The organism is Kribbella sp. ALI-6-A (assembly GCF_001984195.1).
Taxonomy (GTDB): domain Bacteria; phylum Actinomycetota; class Actinomycetes; order Propionibacteriales; family Kribbellaceae; genus Kribbella.
In genome coordinates, this window is the sequence record NZ_MTQN01000010.1 from 829465 (window position 1) to 851596 (window position 22132).

The following is a 22132-nucleotide window of genomic DNA, read 5'->3' on the forward strand; positions in this document are numbered from 1 at the left end:
TTCGGGTGTGCTGCCGGGTCAGGTGACCACGATCGCGCGGAGGCCGACATGGTCGGACAGGTACGTCGGTCCGCCGGGCAGGTCTACCTTGTCGGTGAAGATTTGCTCGGCTGAGGTCGGCTCGAGCCCACGCAGCAACATGAAGTCGATGCAGTGAGCCGTCTTGCCAGCCTCCAGGTACTCGCTGTGAAACGTCGGCGGGCAATGTCCCGCGAACGCGTCGACGAGTCCGGTCCTTCGGCAGAAGGCTTCGAACGGCGAGCTTTCCCGCGCGACGTTGAAGTCGCCGCACATGATGATCGGGTCATCGAGCTTCTGAATCATTCGGGCCAGCGACTCCAGCTGTCCTTGATGCACCGGAGTGAATCGGCTGTCGTCCGACCAGTCGCCGTCGTAGTTGGCGAGTAGGTGAGTGTTGGCCAACCAGACCCCGGGCCGATCGAGTCGAGTCAGCAACATGCCTTTGAAGGGCGCTGCAGCTCGCGACCATCGGGGCGCCTCTAGACCCGCACCAATCGGAAGCCGGTGGTAGCCGCGCGCCGCGACAGACCCGCGTACGAAGGTCACCAGCCCTCCTGCCGGCCCGAGCAGCGACGGCCGGTAGTTGACCTCGCCGTACGACGGCATCGCGGTTTTCAGCAGGTGCAGATGGTAGTAGCTGTGGACCTCCTGCACGTTGACGATGTCGACATCCGACGCCTCGAACGCCGCCCCGATCGCGCCGTACCGGCCGGCCAGCTGGGACCGTCGTACGGGTGTGCCGCGGGTGTTCAACGTCGCGATCACCAGTCGCTCACGAGTCCGCACTGCCACCGTCCTTCCCGTCCGCGACAGCCTAGGGGCGTTGGCCCTTGTGCGCCCGACGGCAGGGGAGTTAGATGAGCGCCTTCCGCCTGCTGTATCCGATAAGGAGCACGAATGTTCGCGATCATCGCCGCAGTCATCTTTGGGCTGGCACTCATCCTCGACTGGGCCAACGCCAGCGTCAGCGACGCGTTCACCCCGCAGACCCTGCTGATGGCCGGCCTGCTCTGCCTCGCCCTCCACCTGGCGGGCGTGGGATCCGCGACGAAGTGGGGCCGTCGCCGCTGAGATCGTCGGACGCGCCGGCTGCTGGGGGAGTGGTTGGCGCGTCAGGTCTGGGCGAAGGCGAGCAGGATCGTCTCTGACCGATGCAAGAGCGGTATGGCAGGCATGCTGGAGAGTCGTTGGTGCCCGCTGAGAAGCCTGTCTACGTTGGGTTTATGGACACCAACAGCAAGGTGGCGTTCCTCGCGATGGGAGCGATGGGGGCGCCGGGTGCGGGCGGTGGTGGGGAAGATCGCCGGGGAGTTGGAGGCTGAGCGGTACTGGTCGACGTGTCGTCGATCGGGCCGGAGGCCGTGCGGGAGGTCGCGGGGTTTTGCCGGACGGCGTGACGTTAATCGATGCGCCGGTGATGGGAAGTGTCGACAAAGCGGCTCGCGGTGAGCTGACCTTGTTCGTGGGTGGGGACGCCGATGCGGTGATGCCGTTGCTCGAGACCTTTGGGACGGTACGGCGTACCGGCGCGCTCGGATCAGGGGCGGCGTTGGGCGGGCTGCGGCCGAAGGTGCGTACTACCAGGTCAAGCTAGCCGCGAAGGATGTGGCGCTGGCTGCGGGTGCTGCCGAGTTGCTGATTGCTCGCGCGGTGCACGAGCGGCTGACGGCGTACCCGGACGCGGCCGGCGAGGACATCGGTCAGATCGTCAAGCACTTCAGAGCATCGGCGTCGGATCGCCCGGTCTGACCCGTACGGCGTACTCGTCGGGAGCCGGTGGTTCGAAGGTCGCGAGGTGCTCTTCCAGTACGGCGTCCGAGACGTCGCGCCGGTGCTGGTTCGTCTGGTTGGCCGCTCGGCGCCGGCGGATCGTGGCGTGGTCGACGTCCAGGTAGACGAGACGAAACCCGGCACCGAGGTTGGCCGCGAGAGCCCGCCAGCCGTCCCGGAGAAAGCGGAGCGAGCTGGTGTCGTCGAGGATCACGCTCGTCCCGGAGGCGAGGTGTTCGCGGACCTCGTTGGTGGCGATGGCGTGAGTGGCCTTCCATTGCTCGACCGGGATGCCGTCGCCGCCCCACAGGCCGCGGCGTTCGTTGATCTCGTCGAGGCTGACGATCCGCGCGTCGAGTTGGCGGGCCAGGTCGGCGGCCAGCGTGCTCTTGCCGGAGTACGCCGTGCCGCAGAGCACGACCAGTCGAGGGCTCATCAGGAGATTCAACCTGATCGCGAGATCGTGGTTGACCTCAAGAAGGCTTCAACTCCGAGGATCGTTGCCATGGACATCACCGGAACGATCCCCAGCCAGAACGACGTCGACCAGATCCTTGAACTCGTCACGACGGTCGACCGTGCCCAGCGAACCGAGGACGCCGACGCCTTCCTCAGCCTGTTCCGCGCCGACGCCGTGTGGGTGACCGGGCACGGCAAACGCCTGTACGGACGGGATTTGATCGCCGAGTTCACCCGGCGGGTGCTGCCCGGCGCGACGGCCGAGACTTACGCGACGTACGAGGCGGACCATCTACTGTTCGTCCGGCCGGACATCGCCGTGCTCAACGTCAACCAGACCTATCTCCAGCGCGGCGACGACAAGGTGCTCGACCGGGGGAGCCCGGTCTACTTCCTCGCCAAGGAAGACGGGGTCTGGCGGATCGCGGCGGCGCAGAACACGGTGGTTGTCCCTGAGTAACGAAACCGACAAGGTTTCCCGGTCGGGGCCGGCGAACTGTCGCGGACAGTGACGATCGGGTGGTAGGCATGGCGCGCCTGGCCGGTTCCGGCCGGGCGACAACTACCGCCATCGGGGGGCCGAGGGCGGATTTCTTGGGGGGATCATCGATGGACCGTGGCCGCGCCGTGCTCGCACTCGGCACTGGACTCGTTCTCGTATTCGCCGGCGCCTGCGCCGCGCCCGCAACCGAGCCGGCCGCCGCGCCGGTCTCGATCACCACCGCGACATCTCCGGCGACCACCGCAACCCCAGCGCCGACGAAGACGCCGACGGCGAAGCCGACGAAGCCCGCCGGTCTGCTCTCCGTCCCGCCCGCCACCAAGCCGAAACTGCCGCCCGTCACCAAGAGGCCCACCGTCAAACCGCCGACCAAGAAGCCCACGGTCAAGAAGCCGACGGTCAAGCCGACCACCCGCCGTACGACGACCAAGCCGCCTGTGGTCGATGTCTTCTACGCCAACTGCACCGAGGTCCGAGCCGCCGGCGCCGCGCCGATCCATAGTGGCGAGCCCGGCTACTCGAGGAAACTCGACCGAGACGGCGACGGTGTCGCCTGCGAGAACTGATGCCCGCCGCTCAGGTGCGGCAGTTTCGCTGAGTCAGCGCTTGACCGCCAGCTCGCCGAGTTCCGACCAGTCGTTCTGGTCGAGCTTGAAGTTGACGATCTTCGGGGTTTCCACCAAGTGCGGCGGCAGCGTCTGCTGCGCCGTCTTGAAGTGGGACGACGTGACGTGCGCCGAAGCGGCGTCGTCGTCGGCGAAGGCCTCCACCAAGACGTACTCCGTGGGGTCGTCGACCGACCTCGACCAGTCGAACCACAGGCAGCCGGGTTCGGCCCGGGTGGCGGTGGTGAAGTCGTGGGTGATGTTGGGCCAGTTGTCGGCGTCGGCGGGCTGGACGCGGAACTTCGCGGTGATGAAGATCATGGGCGCGATGGTACCGACGGAGGTCAGAACCCCAATTGCTGCCGGATCGTCGCGAGGGTGTGCGCGGACTCGACGGTGTGCTCCGTGTCCGCAGCGGCGACAGCCTGGGCGAGCGCGTCCGTGACGACGATCGACGTGAGGACCTCGGCGGTCATGCCGGTGACGGTGTTCGGGACGTGCATGGCGACGGTGACGTCGCCGGCCAGGCGTTCGGCGACGTTCTGCTCGCTGAGCAGGATGATGTCCGCCCCGACCGCGCGGGCGCGGGCGATCACCGACTCGGCGTCGAGGATCAGCCGGCCCGGAGCGATCACCACGACGACGTCGCCGCGCTGGATCGCGAGCAGGTCGTCGGCCAGCCGGAAGCCCGCCGTGGTGATGGCGCGGGCGGGGCGGCCGAGGCGGCGCAGTTTCAGCGTGAGGTGCTCGGCGGCGACGTAGTTCGCGCCGAACCCGTACGTCACGATCTCGCGGGCGTCGAGCAGCAGGCGGACCGCTTCGGCGTACGCGTCCAGCGGGAAGCCCTCGTTGAGGAACTCGATCCGCTCGATCGCCTCGGTGATCACCTTGTCCCAGACGTGCTTGGGGTCACCGCCGGTCGACGTGATCCGGTCCCGCAGCCGTTGTTCACGCTGTGCGGCGCCGAAGGGCGAGGCGACCCGGTCCTTCAGATCGGCCAGGCCTTTGTAGCCGAGCGCCTGCAAGGTCCGGATCACGGTCGCGTTGCTGGTCCGGCTCTCCACGCCCAGGTCGGCCGCGGACAGGTACAGCAGCCGCTCGGGTGAGATCTCGGACAGGGATCGGCAGACCGCGTGGGCGGCGGGGGTGAACTCGTCCCAGTGCTCCCGGATCCGGGCGCGCAGGTCGGCGATCGCGGGATTCTTCGCCGTAACCCCTGTTACCTCATCGGTCATCTGTGTATCATCCGATCCATCGAGCCTGTAACAAACGTTCAAAAGACGGCTGCTTGTAATGCATGTTAAGTCCCCACGAGGAGTTCCGTCCTGATGAGGATCATCGAGGTGTCGAGTCCGTCGGCCTATGATCGCGGACAGCAGTACGGTCGCGCAGCCGCCGACCTGATCGCGGCGTCGATCGCGTACTACCAGGCCGCCTTCGAGTTGCAGACCGGCCGGACCTGGACCGAGATCCAGGCCCTGTCGGCCCCGTGGGAGCGACTGGTCGCCTCCGAGTTCCCCGAACTGTACGAGGAGATGCGCGGCATCGCCGCCGGAGCCGGCGTACCGGTTCGCGAGATCGTCGTGCTGAACTGCCGCGGCGAGATCGTGTACGACGCGGCGGCGTACCGCACACCCACGACCGCGCCGGACAGCCGGCCCGACGAGGTGCCCGACGGCTGCACCTCGTTCTCGATCACCGGCCGGGGCGCAGCCGACGGGCACGTCTACTCCGGCCAGAACTGGGACTGGCGGCACGCGGTCCGGGACACCGTCGTCGTGCTCAAGGTGATCCAGCCGCCCAAGCCGACCGTCATCATCCAGACCGAGGCCGGGCAGATCGGCCGGCACGGCGCCAGCAGCAACGGCTTCGCGCTCAACGCGAACGGCCTCGGCGGCCGCTTCGACGACACCGTCGGCATCCCGCAGACGGTGATCCGGCGGCTGGTGCTCGACTCGGTCACGATCTCCGACGCGCTCAAGGTCCTGGTGAGGACTCGCGCTCACATCGCGAGCAACGCCCTGCTGACCGATCGATCCGGTTTCAGCATCGACCTGGAGACCACGCCGGGCGCCCACGGCTGGGAGTACCCGGTCGACGGGTTGATTGTCCATGGCAACCACTACCAGGCGTTCGTGCCGCCGCAGCTGGCGGCACAGCACCGCCCGATGTCGCCGGACTCCCTGCTCCGCGTCCCGCGGGCCCGGCAGGGACTCGAAGCGGCGGCCACGACCACCGACGTACCCAAGACGGTCCGCAGCGCGATGTCGGACCACGTCGGGCACCCCGACTCGCTGTGTGCCCATCCCGACGACCGGCTCGGCGAGTTGAGCCAATGGTCGACCGTGCTGTCCAGCCTGGTCGATCTCACCACCGGCGACTACCGCGTCGCGGCAGGGACGCCGTGCGAGCACGACTACGAGCTCGTGCCCTTCAATCTTTACGACTAGGAGCACCCATGTCCGCCTCTTCGAAGAGGTTCACCGCCGGTACGGCGCTCGCCGCCGCCGGTTTGCTGGTCGCCGCCGGTTGCGGCGGCGCGAGCAACTCCGCGCAGTCACCCGCGCTCGACCAGGTCAAGCTGGTCGACAGCACGCCGGCCGCGGCCGGTCAGCTCGACAACGCCGTCTGGTTCATGGCGAAGGAGCCGCGCTCCCTCGACCTGGACAACGACGCGGCCAACTCCCAAAGCGACCTGATCCTGGCCAACGTCTGCGACCGCCTGCTCCAGCTCCAGCCCGACCTGACCCTCGAGCCGGGGCTTGCCGAGAAGTACGAGTGGAAGGACAAAACCAGCCTGGTCTTCACGATCCGGCAGGGCGTCACGTTCCACGACGGCTCGCCGATGACCGCGGACGACGTGCTGTGGAGCCTGAACCGGCACCGCGCCGACGGCGCCGCCGAGTCCGACGAATACGTGAACGTGACCGGCGTCAGCAAGACCGGGCCGAACGAGATCACGGTCAAGTTCAAGCAGCCCGACGCGGTGTTCGTCGAGGCGATCGCCGGGGACGCCGGGGTCGTGCTGAGCCGCAAGGGCGTCGAGGCGCAGGGCAAGCAGTACGGCACGCCCGCCGGCAAGGACGCCTGCACCGGTCCGCTGATGCTGCAGGAGTGGCAGTCCGGCAAGCAGATCACGCTGGTCAAGGCGCCGGGCTACTGGAACCAGGACAAGCAGTCCAAGACCGACCGGATCACGTTCAAGTGGGGCAGCGACGACGTCATCGTCAACTCCCTCAAGACCGGTGAGGCGACCGGTGCGTACCTGGAGAACCTGTCCTCGGCGACCCAGCTCGCCACCGGCAGCACCACGACCGTCAGCCAGGGCCCGGACACCCGGGTCTGGAACCTGATGATCACCGACCGCGGCGGCCTGAAGGACGTCCGGCTGCGCAAGGCGCTGGCGATGGCGATCGACCGCGAGGGCGTTGCGAAGGCGGCCCTGTCGGGCTTGGGGCAGGCCTGGAAGGAGCCGGTCGGCTCCGGCGCGTGGGGCTACGAGAAGGCCAAGTTCCAGGCGGCGTACGACGCGATGACCGGGCTGCCGGCCAAGCCCGAGCAGGCCGATCTGGACGCGGCCAAGAAGCTGGTGCAGGAGGTCGGCCAGACCCAGCCGCTGATCATCGCCAGCGACGGTACGCCGGTCCGCAACGTGATCGCGAACGCGTTCGTCGACGCCGCCCAGAAGATCGGGCTGCAGGCAACGATCACGCAGATTCCGTCCCAGCAGTACGACCCGTACGACGAGACCGTGCGCAAGAGCGTCGACATCCTGACCGACGACTACTTCATCTCCAAGAACGATCCGGTCGGCTTCTACAAGAACGGCGCCAGCACCTCGACCGTGCAGTGGCTGCTCAACGACCCGGCCTACGACGAGCTGGTGGACAAAGGCCGGGCCGCCCTGGACGACGCCGAGCGCGCGGGTATCGCGATCGAGCTGGCCAAGCGCTGGGCCGACGCGATGCCGTGGATCCCGGTGGTGCAGAGCCCGAGCACGGTGGCGCTGTCGTCGAAGGCGACCGGCGTACCGGCCAGCGGGTGCTACCGCTACTACCCGTGGGCCGCGGACCTCGGGACCAAGGGGGCCTGAGTCATGGTCGCACTGCGGCGCCTCGGCGCGATGGTGCTCACGCTGGTGATCAGCTCGTTCGTGATCTTCGCCGGGATGTACGCCGCCCCCGGTGACCCGGTCGCGTTCCTGATCGGCAACCCGGAGAACATGACACCGGAGCGGATCGCCGCGGTGCGGGCCGAGTACCACCTGGACCAGCCGTTCCTGAGCCAGTACCTGATCTGGGCCAAGGACCTGCTGCACGGCGACGCCGGGTCGTCGTTCGTCTACCAGCAGTCGGTGACGGACCTGCTCGGCAGCCGGTTGCCGGTGACGTTGTCCCTGGTCGCGTACGCCGGGGTGCTGTTCGTCGTGATCGGCGTGCTGCTCGGGGTGGTGTCCGCGCTGCGCAAGGGCACGGCGGTCGACGCGCTGATCACCGGCGTCACCACGTTCGCCACCTCGATCCCGAACTTCGTCGTCGCGGTGGTGCTGATCTCGGTGTTCGCGGTGAAGCTGCGCTGGTTCTCGGTGTCGGGTCCGGGCGAGGGGTTCCTCGGCCGGATCCACCACCTGACCCTGCCGGCGATCGCGCTCGCGCTCGGTGCGATCGCGGTGGTCAGCCGGGTCACCCGGCAGACGATGGTCGAGCAGCAGAGTCTCGACCACGTCGAGGCGGCCCGCAGTTACGGTCTCACGTCCCGCAAGACCGTCGTACGGCACGTGCTCAGGAACTCCTTAGGCCCGATCGTGACGATGTGCGGGCTGATCCTGGCCGGCATGCTGGCCGGCACGGTCGTGGTCGAGGGGGTGTTCGGGCTGAACGGCATCGGCAGCCTGCTGGTGGAGGCGATCAACACTCACGACTTCCCGGTGGTGCAGGCGATCCTGCTCTACATGGTGATCGCCTACATGGTGGTCACCGTGCTCGTCGACCTGATCTATCCGTTGCTCGATGCAAGGGTCTCGGCCAGGAGTGGATCATGACCGTCGATCTCACCGCACCCGTGGTGACCGCGACGTCCACGCGCCGCCGTCAGGAGTGGCCGTTCTACCTCAGCGCGGCGGTGATCGTGCTGGCCGTGATCGCGGCGGTGCTCGCGCCGCTGGTCGCGCCGTACTCGCCGTCCCAGACGGACTTCGCCGCGCTGTGGCAGCCGCCGAGCGCGACGCACTGGCTCGGCACCGACCAGCTGGGTCGCGACATCCTGTCGCGCGTCATCCACGGTGCGCGGCCGAGTCTGCTCGGCGCGATCGCACTGCTCGCGGTCGCCACCGTGCTCGGCGTGCTGATCGGCATCACCGCTGCCTGGAAGGGTGGCTGGGTCGACACCGCGCTGAGCCGGATCACCGACGTGATGTTCGCGTTCCCGGGACTGCTGTTCGTCGTCCTGGTGATCGCGGTGTTCGACCGCGGCCAGGTGACCTCGGTGCTCGGGATGGCGCTGGCCTACGCGCCGGCGATAGCGAAGTTCACCCGGTCGATCGCGCTGGAGGAAATGGCCCGCCCGTACGTCGACGCGTACCGGCTGCAAGGAGTCGGCGGAGCCGTGCTGTGCGGCAAGTACCTGCTGCCCAACCTGTTGCCCACGCTGGTCGGCTACCTGGTCGTGCTGTTCGGCGAGGGCCTGATGAGTCTGGCGTCGCTGAACTTCCTCGGCTTCGGCTCCCAGCCGCCGAGCTCGGAGTGGGGCCTGATGGTGCAGGAGGGCCGGACCGGTGTCATCCAGGGCATCGTCGGCCCGGCGCTGATCCCCGGTCTGACGATCGCGATCGTGGTGGTCGCGACCAACGTCGTCGGGGTCCGGCTGTCCGACAAGCTGGCGGTGAGGAAATGAGTGTGCTGCTCGAGATCGAGGACCTGACGCTGCGCGTGCCGGCAGTGGAGATCCTGCGGGGCATCTCGCTGCAGGTCGCCACCGGCGAGACCGTCGGCCTGGTCGGCGAGTCCGGGTCGGGCAAGTCGAGCACGGCGCGGGCGGCGTTGCGGCTGTTCCCGGACGAGGCCCAGGCCGGTGGCCGGATCAGCGTCGGGGGAGTGGACGTGCTGTCCGCCGGCGACGCGGCCGTGCAGCGGATTCGCGCACACGACGCCGCGATGATCTTCCAGGCACCCCGTACGGCGCTCAACCCGGTCCGCCGGATCGGCGACTCGGCCACCGAGCGGCTGGTCCAGGTTCACGGGCTGGACCGGAAGGCCGCGCGGGCCAAGCTGCTCACGCTGTTCGAGCACGTCGGCCTGCGTGATCCCGAGAGCCTGCTCCGGAAGTACCCGCACCAACTGTCGGGCGGCATGCTGCAGCGGGTCGTGATCGCGGCCGCGCTCAGCATCGACCCGAAGCTCCTGCTCGCCGACGAGGCGACCAGTGCGCTCGACGTGACCACCCAGGCCGAGGTGCTGGCCCTGCTCAAGCGGTTGCGTGGTGAGCGGGACCTCGGCGTCCTGTTCATCACTCACGATCTGCACCTGGCGGCGGCGTACTGTGACCGGGTCTACGTGATGCGGGAGGGGCTGATCGTGGATCACCAGCCCGGGGCGACGATCTTCGAGAACCCGGGCAACGAGTACACCCGGCAGTTGGCGGACGCCGTACCGACGCTGCCCGCGCAGGACTCGACCGAGACCGGCAAGGTGGGATCCCGATGAGTGTTCTGGCGGTCGACAAGCTCGGCAAGACGTTCCCCGGTCGGCGCGGTCAGCAGCCGGTGGTCGCGGCCCGCGACATCAGCTTCCTGGTCGAGGCGGGCGGATCGCTCGGGGTCGTCGGCGAGTCCGGCTCCGGCAAGACCACGGTGGCCCGGATGCTGGTCGGCCTGACCAGCCCGGACCAGGGCAAGGTGATGGTCGAAGGACGAGAGACCAGCAAGCCCGAGCGCGGCAGGGCGGCCCGGTTGCGCCGGGCCCGGGAGATCCAGATGGTGTTCCAGGATCCCTACACCTCGCTCGACCGCCGGCTCAGCGTGGAGTCCTGTCTGCGCGACGTGCTGAACCGGCACCGGCCGGAGCTGGCCAAGGCGCAGGCGGCGGCCGAGATCGGCAACCTGCTCGATCAGGTCGGCCTGGCGAGCAAGCTGACGGCGTCCCGGCCGCACGAGCTCAGTGGTGGCCAGAGGCAACGAGTCGCGATCGCGCGAGCGCTTGCCGTCCGGCCCAGGGTGCTCGTGCTGGACGAGGCGGTGTCCGCGCTGGACGTCTCGGTCCAGGCCAAGATCCTGACGCTGCTGAACGAGCTGCGCGCGGCGCTCGGCATCGCTCTGGTCTTCGTCAGCCACGACCTGGCCGTGGTCGGTGAGGTCACCGACCGCATCCTGGTGATGTACCGCGGCGACGACGTCGAGCAGAACGCCACCGCCGAGCTGCTCCGCCGTCCCCGTCACCCCTACACCCAGATGCTGCTCTCCTCCGCCCCCGGACCCGGCTGGCAGCCGGAACGCGTGGCCGAGCTGCGGGCGGCGTTCGCTCTCACCGAAGGACGTTCATGACCGACACCCAGCAGCAGCCCGCCCCGACCGCGGCGTTCTACCAGCGCGGGTCGATCCCGATCTACGCCTCGCAGGTCGACCCTCGGCTGCACTACCTGCTGTACGTGCCCCACCAGTTGCAGGACGACGACAACGCGCCGCTGCTGGTGGTCCAGCACGGCACCGCGCGGACCGCGGCCAAGTACCGCGACCACCTGAAGCCGTTCGCCGACGAGCACGGCGTGGTGATCCTGACCCCGATCTTCCCGGCCGGGCTGATCGATCCGAACGACCTGCACAACTTCAAGTTCATCGAGTACCGGGGCATCCGGTTCGACCACATGCTGCTGTCGATCGTCGACGAGGTGGCCGAGCGGTTCCCGGTCGCGGCGGACAAGTTCTACCTGCACGGGTTCTCCGGCGGCGGGCAGTTCACGCACCGGTTCCTGTACCTGCACCCGGACCGGCTGGCGGCGGCCTCGATCGGCGCGCCCGGCCGGATCACCCAGCTGGACGACTCGCTGCCGTGGTGGCTGGGCACCCAGGGCTTCGAGGAGAAGTTCGGTCAGCGGATCGACTTCGAGGCGCTGCGCCGGGTCCCGATCCAGATGGTGGTCGGTTCCGAGGACGTCGAGACCTGGGAGATCAACAACCCCGGCGAGTCCAACTGGATGGACGGCGTCGAGCTGACCGGCAGCACCCGGATCGAGCGGCTCCGCACCCTGGAGCGCAACTTCCGGTCCCACGGCCTGGACGTCACCTTCGACATGGTCGAGGGTGCGGCACACTCCGGCAGCCTGATGCTGCCGACGGTGACCAAGTGGATGGCCTCGCTGATCGACACCGGCGACTGATCCGTCGTCCCGGAGTGCACCCGGCCGCCGGACTCCGTCACGCGGCGGCGCGGGTCCGGTTCTTCTCGGCCCACACGGCGCGGCGCAGCTTGGCCTTGTCCGGGTAGCCGGCGGTCCGGCCGACCATGTAGACGTCGTGGCTGCGCATGTTCACCATCGCCGCGACGTACCAGACCGGGTTCCCCTCGGCCAGCATGGTGATGATCATCCGGCTGGCGTTGTTCTCGTTCATGCTGACCCTCTCCTTTGTCTGTTCTGGCTCTTACTGGTACGTCGGACCACAAGTGCCGGAATCGACATTGCCGGGCCAAGAATTTTCCGCTGGTGGTCATCACGTCAGGCCGTGACCGTTGGGCGCATGGATCGACCGCTTACCGAACGAATTTCGAGAATCGCCGTACTCGCTTCGGGCTGACCCGTCGGAGGGGATAGATTCGAGGTCCCCCCACGTGTGGAGGTCCCACTCCCCCCGGGACCCGCACGGGCGAATGCCCCGATCCAAGGTCGGGGCATTCGTTTGTCAGTTGCTGGTGCGGCGGCGGTAGAGCAGCGACGCGAAGATCACCGAGAAGATCAGCAGTCCGCTGCACCAGGCCAGCGCGATCCAGCCGGAGCTGCCCAGCGGCGTACCGGTCAGGAAGCTGCGCACGGTCTCGATCACCGGCGTGATCGGCTGGTGTTCGCTGATCGGGCGCAGCCAGCGCGGCATCGTCTCGGGCTGGACGAAGGCGCTGCTCAGGTACGGCAGGAACAGCATGAAGAAGCTCAGCGTGCTGGCCGACTCGACCGTCTTCGCGATCACGCCGAGTCCGGCGGCCAGCCAGGACAGCGCGACCACGTAGAGCGCCAGCAGCCCGATCGCGCCGAACCACTCGGCCGCGGAGGCGTTCGGCCGGAAGCCCATCGCCAGTGACGCGAGCAGCACGATCGCGGTGGACACGGCGTTGCGGACGACGCTGGCGGTGACGTGCCCGGTGAGCACCGCGAAGCTGCGGACCGGCAGCGACCGGAGCCGGTCGATCATGCCCTTGGTCATGTCGTCGGCGACCGCCATCGCGGTGTTCGACGCGCCGTACCCGGTGGTCAGCAGCAGGATGCCGGGCACGACGTAGTTGATGTAGCGGGTGCCGGTCTCGATCGCGCCGCCGAAGACGAAGACGAACAACGTCATCATCAGCACCGGCAGCAGGACCGACACGAACAGTGTGTCGACGTTGCGCCGGGTCAGCCGGACGCTGCGGTCGATCATCGTCGCGGTGTCGCTCACCGCGGCCGCGAAGCCTTCGTGGCTCATGCTGTCTCCTTGGCGGTCAAAGTGAGGAACACGTCGTCGAGGGTCGGCCGGTGCGACGAGACCCGGGCCGGGTGCAGCCCCTGCGCGCGCAGCTCGTCGAGCACCGAGTGCAGATGCGCGGCCGTCCCGTCCGACGGCAGATTCACCAGTACGCCGTCCGCCAGGCCGCCCACCACATCGACGGACTTGAGCGCGTCGACGGCGTCGGTGAAGTGCAGCTCGATCCGTTCGCCGCCGATCCGGCTCTTCAGCGCGTCGGCGGTCCCGGACGCGGTGATCCGGCCGCGGTCGAGCAGCACGATCCGGTCGGCCAGGCGGTCGGCCTCCTCGAGGTACTGGGTGGTGAGCAGGATCGTCGTCCCGTCGCGGACCAGCTCGCCGATCGCCTCCCACATGGTCAGCCGGCTGGCCGGGTCGAGCCCCGTGGTCGGCTCGTCGAGGAAGATCACCCGCGGCCGGCCGATCAGGCTCATCGCCAGGTCGAGGCGCCGGCGCATGCCGCCGGAGTAGGTCTTCACCCGCCGGTCCATCGCGCCGGCGAGGCCGAAGCGTTCGAGCAGTTCGCCGGCGCGCTGCCGGGCCGGTCCGCGGCCCAGGTGCATCAGCCGGCCGACCATCACCAGGTTCTCCCGGCCGGTCTGGTTGTCGTCGACCGCGGCGTACTGGCCGGTCAGGCTGATCACGCCGCGGACCTTGTTCGCCGCGCGCACGACGTCGTACCCGGCGATCGTGGCGTGCCCCGCGGTCGGGCGGGTCAGCGTGGTCAGGATCCGCACGGTGGTGGTCTTGCCCGCGCCGTTGGGACCGAGCAGCGCGATCACCTCGCCCTCGCGCACGCTCAGGTCGACACCGGACAGCACCTCGGTGCCGCCGTAGCTCTTGGTCAGGCCGGTGGCCTCGACGATCATGGACATCTCCTTACTGCGTATCGAGTACGCTAAATAGCGTAGCATCTACGCAGTAGTCGTTTCTAGACTGAGGTGGTGGAGATCAACGAGCTGCCGGCCGACGTCGCGCTGCTGTGGGGCCTGCGGGACGGATCGCGCCGAGGACCGAAGCCGTCGCTAACCGTCGAGGACATCACCCGGGCGGCGATCGAGCTCGCGGACGCCGAGGGGTTGGCGGCGGTGTCGATGGCGCGGGTGGCCGAGCGGCTGGGCAACTCCACGATGGCGCTCTACCGGCACGTGAAGAGCAAGGACGAGCTGCTGACACTGATGTCGGACGCCGCTCTGGAGCAGCCCGCACCGATGCCGGACGACGTGGACTGGCGGACCGGCCTCACCTTTTGGGCCGACAACGTACTGACCGTCCTGCGCCAGCACCGCTGGTACGCCCAGCTCCCGATCTCAGGACCGCCGGCCGGGCCGAAAAACCTCGCGTGGTTCGACGCGGCTCTCGGCGCGCTGGCCGGCACCGGCCTGAGCGAGGAGGGCAAGGTCGGCGTGGTGATGGGCCTGATGACCTACGTGCACGGCCAGATCCGCCTGTCGATCGACCTGGGCGAGGGTTTCGCGGAGAACCCCGACGCCTTCAAGCAGTACGGAGAGGTGCTGGCGAAGGTCGTCGACCGGCAGCAGTTGCCGGCGTTGGCGCGGGTGCTCGACGCTGGGGTGTTCGCGACGGAGATCGCTTTCGACGACGCCGACGACCAGGACTTCGACTTCGGCCTGCAGCTCTTCCTGGACGGCGTCGCGGGCCTGATCGAACGGACCTGCTCCTAGGTCAGATGCAAAATCGCGTCGGCGGCCGGCCTGGTCGAGGCGATCAGCCGGGCGTTGCGCTCGTCGGAACCGTAGGTGCGCTCGTGGGCTTCCTCCGGTGAGCGACCGAAGCGGCGGTGGCGCGCTTCGAGACGGGCGTGCCGGACGTCCTCGGGCAGGTCGATGTACCAGACCTCGTCGAGCAGGCGCCGACCCGTTGCCCAGGGCTCCTGGTCCAGGAGCAGGTAGTTGCCCTCGGTCACCACCAGGTCGACCTCCGGGCCGACGCCGATGGTCGCGGCGATCGAGTCCTCCAGCTCCCGGTCGAAGCGCGGCGCCCAGACGGTCCCGTCGCGGTCCGTCAGCCGCCGCAGCAGTGCGACGAACCCACCGGCGTCGAACGTGTGCGGCGCGCCCTTCACATCGGCCAGCCCCAGAGCTTCCAGCGCCGACTGCGCCAGGTGATACCCGTCCATCGGCACGAGCGCGACCCGGTGACCTTCCGCGACCAACTCGTCGACCAGGCGTTCGGCGTACGTCGACTTGCCGGCGGCGGGCGCACCCGTGATCCCCAGGAGTGCCCGCTCCGGCCGCTTGGCCAGCTCAGCGGCACGTTCACGGGCGGCAACCGGGTCGAGTGAGCGCATTCCCAGATCCTAGGGGCGGACGTCCATCACTCAGCAACCTTTGCGCAACAGGTCGCATCACGCTCACTTTCATGTCGTCTCGCGCTCCAGCTTGTGGTTGATGAGTGCTGCAGATCCGTCCAGAGGTCTCCGAGGTCGCTCGTGTGCTGTTCGGTGACCAGGCGGCGGGCGATCGAGCCGGTCCCTTCGAGCTGGAGGGTCTGTGGTGCGTCCGGGAGCCGGTGACCGAGGGCGGTGAGGCTGTCGAGGCATCGAGCGCCGCCGAGGATCGCCCAACCGGAGCGGTGCCCGGGCGAGAGGTCGAGATCCTCGGCCAGCAGTTCGTCAGCGCCGAGAGTGGATCGGGTTCGGGTCCGGAGCCGACCACCGGCTTCCCCGTACCGGCCGAGGACGAGCGACTCCCGGATCAGCGCCCGGCAGCCGTCGTCCAGGGTGAGCGCGGTGGACCGTTGCACGTCAGCGCCTTCGGCAACCACGAAGGGTTCGCCGTGCCAGCTCAGCTCGGCGCCGCCGGTGAGCGTGACATCCACGTCCCAGCGAGCCGACCCGCCGCGCATCGCATAGGCGACGGTTCCCGCGGTCTCCACGATGTCCAACCGGAGGCGGCCCTGGGCGACGACCTCGATCCGGACGTCGTCACCGGCGAGCAGCAACGCGCCGGCCGCGACCAGAGCGACCCGTACCGTGCCGTCCGGCGCCGGCAACCGTCGAGGGGACAGGTCGCCGGTCCGCAGGACGCACCGGTCGCGCACGCGGTCAGCCGCAACCTCAATGCGAGTGAGCATGCGCACCGACGTCCGCAGCCGTCCCTGTTCCCGCCTCCACGTTCGCGTCGGCGCTCTCGCCGCAGTGGGCCGGGGTGGCGTGAGCGTGGGTGATGATCGCCCCGTCCTCCCCGACGTGGGAGTGCGGAGCCATCGGGCCGGGATCGACCGGGGTGTGCGAGCCGCTGCGGACCGTCGCCGTCATGTCCAGCACCCACCGTTTGAGTGCTGCCACCGACGCGCGGTCGGTCCGCGACAGCGCCAGGACGGGCTTGCCGTCGCGGGCGGCCTCGGCGTCGGCGACCATGCGCGGGACGTCGACCCCGACGTACGGCGCGAGGTCGGTCTTGTTCACCACCAGCAGGTCGGCGCGGGCGATCCCCGGGCCTCCCTTGCGCGCGACGTCGCCGCCGCCGGCCACGTCGAGCACGAAGATCTGCGCGTCGACCAGTGCGGGCGAGAAGGTCGCGGTCAGGTTGTCGCCGCCGGACTCGACCAGGACGACGTCGAGTGGCGCGAAATCGCGTTCCAAGTCCTCGACGGCGATCAGGTTCGGTGTGACGTCGTCGCGAATCGCGGTGTGTGGGCAGGCGCCGGTCTCGACCGCGCGGATCCGTTCGGCGTCGAGCACGCCGGCCGAGCGCAGCAGTTTGGCGTCCTCGTCGGTGTAGATGTCGTTGGTGATCACGCCGAGGCGCAGCTCGGCTGCCAGTTCGCGGCACACGGTGGCGATCAGCGAGCTCTTGCCCGTGCCGACCGGCCCCGCGACCCCGAGCCGGAACGACCTGCTGGATTCAGGCATGGAACAACCTCATTCTCTCGATGGAGTGCTGTTGCGCGAACACGTCGACCAGCGGAGCGCCGTACGCCGGTACGTCGCCCGGCCGGGTCAGCCCGAAGACATCGGCGACCAGGTCCTCGATGTCGGGATGCAGCGCGGTCAACCAGCCGGCCGCCTCTGCCGGGTCGACCGGCAGCAGCTTGAGCGAGGCGGCAACGACCGTTTGCGCGTCGTCGTAGCCGACCAGCCGCGCGGTCTGTTCGGCCGACAGGCCGGTCACCGCGGCGACCACTCCGACGACGACAGGACGAGCGATCTCGGTGTCGGACGGGAGAAAGTCCGTCACGCGGGGCCAGACTCGGGTCGCCAGTCTCGAGTAGGCCCGGCCTTGCCGCCGGGATGCGGCGCGCAACGCCTGACTCGGCACCCGAGCGGCCCAGGCGGCTTCGACGGGCCCGATCTCCTGCCCACCAGAGGCAAGCTGACGAGCGACCACCGCGATGCCGGCCTCCACCCGAGTCACGGTGCGCAGGCGGTCGCGCGCGTACTGCACCACCTCCTGCAGTTTGTTGCCCTTGGCCCCCAGTCTGGCGCGGACCGCGGCCTCGAGGCCCGCCGACTGGGTGTGGCCGCCGGTCGGCAGGCGGGCGTCGGCCAGCGTCATCAGAACCAGCTCGGTCGTCGCCATCAAAACATCGAGTACAGCTGGGTCAGCGGCAGGCGGTCGGCCGGGGCGGGTTCGATCAGGTCGCCGTCGACGGTGATCGCGAACGTCTCCGGGTCGATCTCGATGCTCGGCAACGCGTCGTTGTTCCGCATCTGTGCCTTGCCGACGTCACGGGTCGGACCGACCGCGACCAGCTCCCGGCGCAGCTCGAGCCGATCGGCCAGCCCCTCGTCGAGCGCGGCCGGAGCGACGAACGAGTACGACGTACGGGCACCGACAGCGTCGCCGAAAGCGGGCCGCATCAGCACCGGCTGCGGGGTCGGGATCGAGGCGTTCGGATCACCGAGCGCGGCCCAGGCGATCGTGCCACCCTTGATCACCAACGCCGGCCGGACGCCGAAGAACGCCGGATCCCACAGCGTCAGGTCGGCCAGCTTGCCTGCCTCCACCGACCCCACCAGGTAGTCGATTCCGTGCGCGACCGCCGGGTTGATCGTGTACTTGGCGACGTACCGGCGGACCCGGTCGTTGTCGGCCGGAGCTCCGTTCAGGTCGAGGTGACCACGGCGGGCCTTCATCACGTGAGCGACCTGCCAGGTGCGGGTGATCACCTCGCCGATCCGGCCCATCGCCTGCGCGTCGGACGAGGTGATCGACAGCGCGCCGAGGTCGTGCAGGACGTCCTCGGCGGCGATCGTGGTGGCCCGGATCCGGGACTCGGCGAAGGCGAGGTCCTCGGGCACCTCGGGATTGAGGTGGTGGCAGACCATCAGCATGTCCAGGTGCTCGGCAACGGTGTTGACCGTGTGAGGAAGCGTCGGGTTGGTCGAGCCGGGGATGACGTGCGGGTGCGCGGCGATCGAGAGGATGTCGGGCGCGTGCCCACCGCCGGCGCCTTCGACATGGAAGGCGTGGATCGAGCGGCCGCCGATCGCCGCGAGCGTGGACTCCACGAAGCCCGCTTCGTTCAGCGAGTCCGCGTGCAGCGCGACCTGCAGCCCCCAGTCGTCGGCGGCCCGCAGCGCGGCGTCGATCGCGGCCGGCGTCGAGCCCCAGTCCTCGTGCACCTTGTAACCGGCGGCGCCGCCCAGCGCCTGCTCGGCGAGCCCTTCCGCGCTCACGGTGTTGCCCTTGCCGAGCAGCAGCACGTTGAGCGGGAAGTCGTCGAGGGCACGGTGCAGCTGCTGCAGGTGCCAGCTGCCGGGGGTGACGGTGGTCGCCTTCGAACCCTCGCTCGGCCCGGTGCCCCCACCGACGATCGTGGTGATGCCCGCGGCGCTCGCCTCGTGCAGCTGTGAGGGTGACAGCAAGTGCACGTGCGAGTCGATGCCGCCGGCAGTGAGGATCCGTCCCTCGCCCGCGATCACGTCGGTCGACGGCCCGATCCGTAGGTCCGGGTGCACGCCGTCCGCGATGTCCGGGTTGCCTGCCTTGCCGAGAGCAACGATCCTGCCGTCCCGGATCCCGACGTCTGCGCGGACGATGCCCCACCAGTCGATCACGAGCACATTGGTGATCACCGTGTCCGGTGCTCCTTCGGCCCGGGTCGTCGTACCCTGCGCCATCGACTCCCGGATCGACTTGCCGCCGCCGAAAACGACCTCCTCCCCACCCACGGTCAGGTCCTGCTCGACCTCCACCCACAGATCGGTGTCCGCCAGGCGGACCTGGTCGCCGACCGTCGGCCCGTACAAGGCGGCGTACGCGGCGCGCGAGATCTCAACCATCGCTGGGCGCCTTGATCTGCAGGCCCGGTACGACGCGGCGGCCGCGCAGGGCGACCGCGGCGACCTCGCGGGAAGCGCCGGGTTCGAAGCGCTGGGAGGTGCCGGCGGGGATGTCGAGGCGGAACCCGGCGGCGGCGCGGCGGTCGAAGGCGAGAGCGGAGTTGGCGTCGGGCAGATGGAGGTGCGACCCCAGCTGGACGGGACGGTCGCCGGTGTTGACGATCACCAGCCGCAGCCGTTCGTCGGGTGCGCGATCCGCGTTGAGCTCGATGGTTCCCGGGCGGGTCCGTACGGCGCCCGGGGCACTGCTCGATGGAGTAGCCGGCACGGTTCTCCTGCCTCAGATGATGGGGTTGTGGACAGTGACGAGCTTGCGGCCGTCGGGAAACGTGGCTTCGACCTGGACGTCGTGCAGGAGCTCGGCGACGCCGGGCACGACGTCGTCGCGGGTCAGTACGGTGCGGCCGGACTCCATCAGGTCGGCGACCAAGGCCCCTTCGCGGGCTCGTTCGATGACCCAGGTGCTGAGCAGGGCCACGGCTTCGGGGTGGTTGAGCGGGACTCCGCGAGACAGCCGGTCGCGCGCGACCATGCCGGCGACGGACAGCAGCAGCTTCTCGACCTCGCTGGGAGTGAAGTTCATGGCTGTGCCGGCAGGACGTGGTCGGCGACCTTGTCGGTGCTCAGGCACAGCGAGCAGACGTGGGCGTCATGGGTCACGCAGGCGGTCATGTCGGGACGCTCGTAGTCCTGCCGGCACACGTGACAGGTCAGCACGGCGCCCGACGGGTTGCCGTGCTCGTCCAGCATCGGAAGGTCGATGCCGTCGTCGGTACGGCGCAGGTAGTACTTGCCACGGGTGGCCACCGCCAGCACCGGCGGCAAGATGAGCGCCAAGCCGATCGCGACCAGCGGAGAGTACGGCTTGATCGCGTCGCCGAGCCCGCCGAAGAAGACCAGGATGGAGACGCCGGCCGCGACCGCCATCGAGACGAAGCCGACCGGGTTGACGGCGTACAGCATGCCCCGGCGGAACTCCGGTTGCAGCGGCGACAGCTTCAGCAGGTACTTGTTGAAGACGATGTCGGAGGCAACGACCACGATCCAGGCGATGCCGCAGTTGGCGTAGAAGCCGAGGATGGTGTTGAGGAAGTCGAACATGTTCGCCTCCATCAGCACCAGCGCGATCAGCAGGTTGAGGCCGAGGAAGACCAGCCGGCCGGGGTAGTGCCGGGTTAGCCGGGTGTAGGAGTTGGTCCAGGCCAGCGAACCGGAGTACGCGTTGGTGACGTTGATCTTGATCTGGCTGATCACCACCAGCACAACCGCCAGCGCCATCGCGAGCCAGCCGGGCAGGAAGCCGTTGTAGATCTCCAGGAACTGGTGCACCGGCTCGTTCGCGACCGCGGCGCCGTCGGCGACGTTGGCGATCAGGTACACCGCGAGGAACAGCCCGATCGCCTGCTTCAACGCACCGAAGATCACCCAGCCGGGCCCGGCGAGCAGCACCGCCGACCACCAGCGCCGGGCGTTGTCCGGCGTCTTCGGCGGCATGAACCGCAGGTAGTCGATCTGCTCGGCGATCTGCGCGATCAGCGACAGACACACGCCGGCGGCCAGCAGCATCGAGCCGACGTCGGTCGCGCCCTGGCCGTTCTCGCCCTGGTAGTCGAAGAACGACGACACCGACTCGGGGTGGGAGACGACCAGGTAGCCGAACGGCAGCACCATCAGGACCAGCCACAACGGGGTCGTCCACACCTGCAGGGTCGACAGCACCTTCATCCCGTAGATCACCAGCGGGAAGATCACCAGCGTGGAGACGGCGTACCCGAGCCAGAGCGGCACGTTCAGCCCGAGCTCGAGGCCCTGGGCCATGATCGACCCCTCGAGGGCGAAGAAGATGAAGGTGAACGACGCGAAGATCACGTTGGTCACCACCGACCCGTAGTACCCGAAACCGCTGCCGCGGGTGATCAGGTCCAGGTCGATGTTGTACCGCGCCGCGTAGTAGGCCAGCGGCAGCCCGGTCGCGAAGATCACCACCGCGAAGATCGCGATGCCCCACAACGCGTTGGTGGTGCCGTAGGAGATGCCGATGTTCGCACCGATCGCGAAGTCGGCCAGGTAGGCGATGCCGCCGAGCGCGGAGACCCCGACGACGCCGGTCGACCACTTGCGGTAGCTACGCGGCGCGAACCGCAGGGTGTAGTCCTCGAGCGTCTCGCGGGTCGCCGTACTGGCGGCCGGTGGGGGTGTGCGCTGGTCGAGCGAGGGTTCAACGGTCATCACGAACTCCTGGCGGCACCTTCAGGCGGGTGGTGCAGTCGATGCACCCGAATGGAAGGAACCTAGGAACCGTCTGTTACCGCGGTGTTGCCGAGCCGCTACGTTCTTGTATTTCCATCTGGAAGTAATTCGGCGAGGTCCAGAGCGCGCTCGACCCGGTGCTCGGCGGCCCGCAGCCGGTCGGCCACGGTGGTGCCGACCGGTGACAGCGCGGTGACGATCCGCCGCTTGTCGCCGGGGTGGATCCGGCGCAGCACCAGGCCCCGCTCGACCAGTTTGTCCACGTGGCGGGTGAGGCTTGCCGCCGGCAGGACGGCGGTCTCGGCGAGCGTCGTCATCGGCAGGCCCGGCTCCTCGTGCAGCGCGGACATCACCCGCCACTGCTCGATCGTCAGCTCGAATTCGTCCAGCTCCGGCAGCAGTCCAAGCTCGATCCGGCGCTCGGCCTGCTTGAGCAGGATGAGCAGGCTGGCCGACATGGTCCTCCCCGGATCTGCGCCGTCTCACGTTGCGGCGAATATAGCTCAGCGCTC

The 22132-nt window shown here is 68.8% G+C and carries 29 protein-coding genes; 13 read left to right on the forward strand and 16 right to left on the reverse strand.

Translation table 11 applies throughout. The features are described 5' to 3' along the window. Positions 1–18 precede the first annotated feature (18 nt). Entirely contained in the window at positions 19–807 is a 789-nt protein-coding gene (locus tag BWI15_RS18295) for an endonuclease/exonuclease/phosphatase family protein (protein ID WP_237771341.1), read from the reverse strand. A 111-nt stretch (positions 808–918) separates the two neighbouring features. Here BWI15_RS18295 and BWI15_RS39445 point away from each other — a divergent pair, with 111 nt between their 5' ends. From BWI15_RS39445 to BWI15_RS39450, 3 genes are all read left to right on the forward strand, one after another. After that, on the forward strand, positions 919–1092 hold the full coding sequence (locus BWI15_RS39445; RefSeq protein WP_168197336.1) for a hypothetical protein: 174 nt from the start codon (positions 919–921) through the stop codon (positions 1090–1092). Between the two features lie 322 nt (positions 1093–1414). Continuing rightward, positions 1415–1615, forward strand: a complete 201-nt coding sequence (locus BWI15_RS40735) for an NAD(P)-binding domain-containing protein (protein ID WP_077015589.1) — start codon at positions 1415–1417, stop codon at positions 1613–1615. A gap of 11 nt (positions 1616–1626) precedes the next feature. After that, entirely contained in the window at positions 1627–1770 is a 144-nt protein-coding gene (locus tag BWI15_RS39450) for a hypothetical protein (protein WP_168197337.1), read from the forward strand. On the opposite strand, the gene BWI15_RS18305 is transcribed toward BWI15_RS39450, so the two are convergent. Continuing rightward, the gene (locus BWI15_RS18305) at positions 1739–2227 is read right to left on the reverse strand and encodes an AAA family ATPase (protein ID WP_077015590.1); all 489 of its coding nucleotides are present in this window, start codon (positions 2225–2227) and stop codon (positions 1739–1741) included. The two genes, BWI15_RS39450 and BWI15_RS18305, sit on opposite strands and share 32 nt — an antisense overlap. Positions 2228–2296: 69 nt before the next feature. Between BWI15_RS18305 and BWI15_RS18310 the strand changes: the two genes are divergently transcribed. Together BWI15_RS18310 and BWI15_RS40135 are read left to right on the forward strand one after the other, a co-directional pair. Next, a complete protein-coding gene (locus tag BWI15_RS18310; protein ID WP_077015591.1) occupies positions 2297–2710 on the forward strand; it encodes an SgcJ/EcaC family oxidoreductase in 414 nt (137 codons plus the stop codon). Between the two features lie 149 nt (positions 2711–2859). Continuing rightward, a complete protein-coding gene (locus tag BWI15_RS40135; protein WP_077015592.1) occupies positions 2860–3318 on the forward strand; it encodes an excalibur calcium-binding domain-containing protein in 459 nt (152 codons plus the stop codon). A 33-nt stretch (positions 3319–3351) separates the two neighbouring features. Here the strand turns inward: BWI15_RS40135 and BWI15_RS18320 are convergent, their stop codons facing one another. Beyond that, positions 3352–3678 carry a putative quinol monooxygenase gene (locus BWI15_RS18320; protein ID WP_077015593.1) on the reverse strand — a complete coding sequence of 109 codons (327 nt, stop codon included), beginning with the start codon at positions 3676–3678 and terminating at the stop codon, positions 3352–3354. 23 nt (positions 3679–3701) lie between these two features. Beyond that, positions 3702–4592 carry a MurR/RpiR family transcriptional regulator gene (locus tag BWI15_RS18325; protein ID WP_077015594.1) on the reverse strand — a complete coding sequence of 297 codons (891 nt, stop codon included), beginning with the start codon at positions 4590–4592 and terminating at the stop codon, positions 3702–3704. A 93-nt stretch (positions 4593–4685) separates the two neighbouring features. Between BWI15_RS18325 and BWI15_RS18330 the strand changes: the two genes are divergently transcribed. The 7 genes from BWI15_RS18330 to BWI15_RS18360 are packed head-to-tail and all read left to right on the forward strand — an operon-like array spanning position 4686 to position 11727. Then, positions 4686–5807, forward strand: coding sequence for a C45 family autoproteolytic acyltransferase/hydolase (locus tag BWI15_RS18330; protein ID WP_077015595.1), 1122 nt, complete (start codon positions 4686–4688; stop codon positions 5805–5807). 8 nt (positions 5808–5815) lie between these two features. Then, the gene (locus BWI15_RS18335) at positions 5816–7450 is read left to right on the forward strand and encodes an ABC transporter substrate-binding protein (RefSeq protein ID WP_083750850.1); all 1635 of its coding nucleotides are present in this window, start codon (positions 5816–5818) and stop codon (positions 7448–7450) included. Positions 7451–7453: 3 nt separating this feature from the next. Next, positions 7454–8398: an ABC transporter permease gene (locus BWI15_RS18340; RefSeq protein ID WP_077015596.1), complete on the forward strand. Its 945-nt coding sequence runs from the start codon at positions 7454–7456 to the stop codon at positions 8396–8398. Next, positions 8395–9249: an ABC transporter permease gene (locus tag BWI15_RS18345; RefSeq protein WP_077015597.1), complete on the forward strand. Its 855-nt coding sequence runs from the start codon at positions 8395–8397 to the stop codon at positions 9247–9249. Before BWI15_RS18340 ends, BWI15_RS18345 begins: the two co-directional genes overlap by 4 nt. Then, positions 9246–10058 carry an ABC transporter ATP-binding protein gene (locus tag BWI15_RS18350; protein ID WP_202817676.1) on the forward strand — a complete coding sequence of 271 codons (813 nt, stop codon included), beginning with the start codon at positions 9246–9248 and terminating at the stop codon, positions 10056–10058. Before BWI15_RS18345 ends, BWI15_RS18350 begins: the two co-directional genes overlap by 4 nt. After that, positions 10055–10894: an ABC transporter ATP-binding protein gene (locus BWI15_RS18355; protein ID WP_077015599.1), complete on the forward strand. Its 840-nt coding sequence runs from the start codon at positions 10055–10057 to the stop codon at positions 10892–10894. Before BWI15_RS18350 ends, BWI15_RS18355 begins: the two co-directional genes overlap by 4 nt. Next, positions 10891–11727, forward strand: coding sequence for a hydrolase (locus BWI15_RS18360; RefSeq protein WP_077015600.1), 837 nt, complete (start codon positions 10891–10893; stop codon positions 11725–11727). The genes BWI15_RS18355 and BWI15_RS18360 overlap by 4 nt, the downstream gene beginning before the upstream one ends. A gap of 37 nt (positions 11728–11764) precedes the next feature. Here BWI15_RS18360 and BWI15_RS18365 read toward each other — a convergent pair whose 3' ends face one another. The 3 genes from BWI15_RS18365 to BWI15_RS18375 form a co-directional block, all read right to left on the reverse strand. After that, positions 11765–11959: a hypothetical protein gene (locus BWI15_RS18365; RefSeq protein ID WP_077015601.1), complete on the reverse strand. Its 195-nt coding sequence runs from the start codon at positions 11957–11959 to the stop codon at positions 11765–11767. A gap of 288 nt (positions 11960–12247) precedes the next feature. Next, the gene (locus BWI15_RS18370) at positions 12248–13021 is read right to left on the reverse strand and encodes an ABC transporter permease (RefSeq protein ID WP_077015602.1); all 774 of its coding nucleotides are present in this window, start codon (positions 13019–13021) and stop codon (positions 12248–12250) included. Then, the gene (locus BWI15_RS18375) at positions 13018–13929 is read right to left on the reverse strand and encodes an ATP-binding cassette domain-containing protein (RefSeq protein WP_077015603.1); all 912 of its coding nucleotides are present in this window, start codon (positions 13927–13929) and stop codon (positions 13018–13020) included. The genes BWI15_RS18370 and BWI15_RS18375 overlap by 4 nt, the downstream gene beginning before the upstream one ends. A 75-nt stretch (positions 13930–14004) precedes the next feature. On the opposite strand from BWI15_RS18375, the gene BWI15_RS18380 reads away from it, so the two are divergent. Further along, on the forward strand, positions 14005–14745 hold the full coding sequence (locus BWI15_RS18380) for a TetR/AcrR family transcriptional regulator (protein WP_237771342.1): 741 nt from the start codon (positions 14005–14007) through the stop codon (positions 14743–14745). On the opposite strand, the gene BWI15_RS18385 is transcribed toward BWI15_RS18380, so the two are convergent. The 9 genes from BWI15_RS18385 to BWI15_RS18420 form a co-directional block, all read right to left on the reverse strand. Then, complete coding sequence (locus BWI15_RS18385) at positions 14742–15371, reverse strand: nucleoside/nucleotide kinase family protein (RefSeq protein WP_077015605.1); 630 nt, start codon at positions 15369–15371, stop codon at positions 14742–14744. The genes BWI15_RS18380 and BWI15_RS18385 overlap by 4 nt on opposite strands. Before the next feature lie 26 nt (positions 15372–15397). Next, a complete protein-coding gene (locus BWI15_RS18390; RefSeq protein ID WP_077015606.1) occupies positions 15398–16156 on the reverse strand; it encodes an urease accessory protein UreD in 759 nt (252 codons plus the stop codon). After that, positions 16140–16937 carry an urease accessory protein UreG gene (gene ureG / locus BWI15_RS18395; protein WP_237771343.1) on the reverse strand — a complete coding sequence of 266 codons (798 nt, stop codon included), beginning with the start codon at positions 16935–16937 and terminating at the stop codon, positions 16140–16142. The genes BWI15_RS18390 and ureG overlap by 17 nt, the downstream gene beginning before the upstream one ends. After that, positions 16930–17604 carry an urease accessory protein UreF gene (locus BWI15_RS18400; protein WP_077015607.1) on the reverse strand — a complete coding sequence of 225 codons (675 nt, stop codon included), beginning with the start codon at positions 17602–17604 and terminating at the stop codon, positions 16930–16932. Before BWI15_RS18400 ends, ureG begins: the two co-directional genes overlap by 8 nt. Next, entirely contained in the window at positions 17604–19310 is a 1707-nt protein-coding gene (locus tag BWI15_RS18405) for an urease subunit alpha (RefSeq protein ID WP_077015608.1), read from the reverse strand. Before BWI15_RS18405 ends, BWI15_RS18400 begins: the two co-directional genes overlap by 1 nt. Continuing rightward, the gene (gene ureB, locus BWI15_RS39830; protein WP_202817677.1) at positions 19303–19638 is read right to left on the reverse strand and encodes an urease subunit beta; all 336 of its coding nucleotides are present in this window, start codon (positions 19636–19638) and stop codon (positions 19303–19305) included. Before ureB ends, BWI15_RS18405 begins: the two co-directional genes overlap by 8 nt. 12 nt (positions 19639–19650) lie before the next feature. Then, positions 19651–19953 (reverse strand): urease subunit gamma, encoded by a 303-nt coding sequence (locus tag BWI15_RS39835; protein ID WP_202817678.1) that lies wholly within the window; start codon positions 19951–19953, stop codon positions 19651–19653. Beyond that, entirely contained in the window at positions 19950–21599 is a 1650-nt protein-coding gene (locus tag BWI15_RS18415; RefSeq protein WP_077015609.1) for a purine-cytosine permease family protein, read from the reverse strand. Before BWI15_RS18415 ends, BWI15_RS39835 begins: the two co-directional genes overlap by 4 nt. 98 nt (positions 21600–21697) lie before the next feature. Continuing rightward, positions 21698–22078: a MarR family winged helix-turn-helix transcriptional regulator gene (locus BWI15_RS18420; protein ID WP_077015610.1), complete on the reverse strand. Its 381-nt coding sequence runs from the start codon at positions 22076–22078 to the stop codon at positions 21698–21700. Positions 22079–22132: the final 54 nt, after the last annotated feature.

Excerpts from the sequence above, each read along its gene's own strand:
- BWI15_RS39445 (WP_168197336.1), top strand. The coding sequence starts at position 919 with ATGTTCGCGATCATCGCCGCAGTCATCTTTGGGCTGGCACTCATCCTC.
- BWI15_RS18305 (WP_077015590.1), bottom strand. The coding sequence starts at position 2,227 with ATGAGCCCTCGACTGGTCGTGCTCTGCGGCACGGCGTACTCCGGCAAG.
- BWI15_RS18310 (WP_077015591.1), top strand. The coding sequence starts at position 2,297 with ATGGACATCACCGGAACGATCCCCAGCCAGAACGACGTCGACCAGATC.
- BWI15_RS40135 (WP_077015592.1), top strand. The coding sequence starts at position 2,860 with ATGGACCGTGGCCGCGCCGTGCTCGCACTCGGCACTGGACTCGTTCTC.
- BWI15_RS18320 (WP_077015593.1), bottom strand. The coding sequence starts at position 3,678 with ATGATCTTCATCACCGCGAAGTTCCGCGTCCAGCCCGCCGACGCCGAC.
- BWI15_RS18325 (WP_077015594.1), bottom strand. The coding sequence starts at position 4,592 with ATGACCGATGAGGTAACAGGGGTTACGGCGAAGAATCCCGCGATCGCC.
- BWI15_RS18330 (WP_077015595.1), top strand. The coding sequence starts at position 4,686 with ATGAGGATCATCGAGGTGTCGAGTCCGTCGGCCTATGATCGCGGACAG.
- BWI15_RS18335 (WP_083750850.1), top strand. The coding sequence starts at position 5,816 with ATGTCCGCCTCTTCGAAGAGGTTCACCGCCGGTACGGCGCTCGCCGCC.
- BWI15_RS18340 (WP_077015596.1), top strand. The coding sequence starts at position 7,454 with ATGGTCGCACTGCGGCGCCTCGGCGCGATGGTGCTCACGCTGGTGATC.
- BWI15_RS18345 (WP_077015597.1), top strand. The coding sequence starts at position 8,395 with ATGACCGTCGATCTCACCGCACCCGTGGTGACCGCGACGTCCACGCGC.
- BWI15_RS18350 (WP_202817676.1), top strand. The coding sequence starts at position 9,246 with ATGAGTGTGCTGCTCGAGATCGAGGACCTGACGCTGCGCGTGCCGGCA.
- BWI15_RS18355 (WP_077015599.1), top strand. The coding sequence starts at position 10,055 with ATGAGTGTTCTGGCGGTCGACAAGCTCGGCAAGACGTTCCCCGGTCGG.
- BWI15_RS18360 (WP_077015600.1), top strand. The coding sequence starts at position 10,891 with ATGACCGACACCCAGCAGCAGCCCGCCCCGACCGCGGCGTTCTACCAG.
- BWI15_RS18365 (WP_077015601.1), bottom strand. The coding sequence starts at position 11,959 with ATGAACGAGAACAACGCCAGCCGGATGATCATCACCATGCTGGCCGAG.
- BWI15_RS18370 (WP_077015602.1), bottom strand. The coding sequence starts at position 13,021 with ATGAGCCACGAAGGCTTCGCGGCCGCGGTGAGCGACACCGCGACGATG.
- BWI15_RS18375 (WP_077015603.1), bottom strand. The coding sequence starts at position 13,929 with ATGATCGTCGAGGCCACCGGCCTGACCAAGAGCTACGGCGGCACCGAG.
- BWI15_RS18385 (WP_077015605.1), bottom strand. The coding sequence starts at position 15,371 with ATGCGCTCACTCGACCCGGTTGCCGCCCGTGAACGTGCCGCTGAGCTG.
- BWI15_RS18390 (WP_077015606.1), bottom strand. The coding sequence starts at position 16,156 with ATGCTCACTCGCATTGAGGTTGCGGCTGACCGCGTGCGCGACCGGTGC.
- ureG (WP_237771343.1), bottom strand. The coding sequence starts at position 16,937 with ATGCCTGAATCCAGCAGGTCGTTCCGGCTCGGGGTCGCGGGGCCGGTC.
- BWI15_RS18400 (WP_077015607.1), bottom strand. The coding sequence starts at position 17,604 with ATGGCGACGACCGAGCTGGTTCTGATGACGCTGGCCGACGCCCGCCTG.
- BWI15_RS18405 (WP_077015608.1), bottom strand. The coding sequence starts at position 19,310 with ATGGTTGAGATCTCGCGCGCCGCGTACGCCGCCTTGTACGGGCCGACG.
- BWI15_RS39835 (WP_202817678.1), bottom strand. The coding sequence starts at position 19,953 with ATGAACTTCACTCCCAGCGAGGTCGAGAAGCTGCTGCTGTCCGTCGCC.
- BWI15_RS18415 (WP_077015609.1), bottom strand. The coding sequence starts at position 21,599 with ATGACCGTTGAACCCTCGCTCGACCAGCGCACACCCCCACCGGCCGCC.
- BWI15_RS18420 (WP_077015610.1), bottom strand. The coding sequence starts at position 22,078 with ATGTCGGCCAGCCTGCTCATCCTGCTCAAGCAGGCCGAGCGCCGGATC.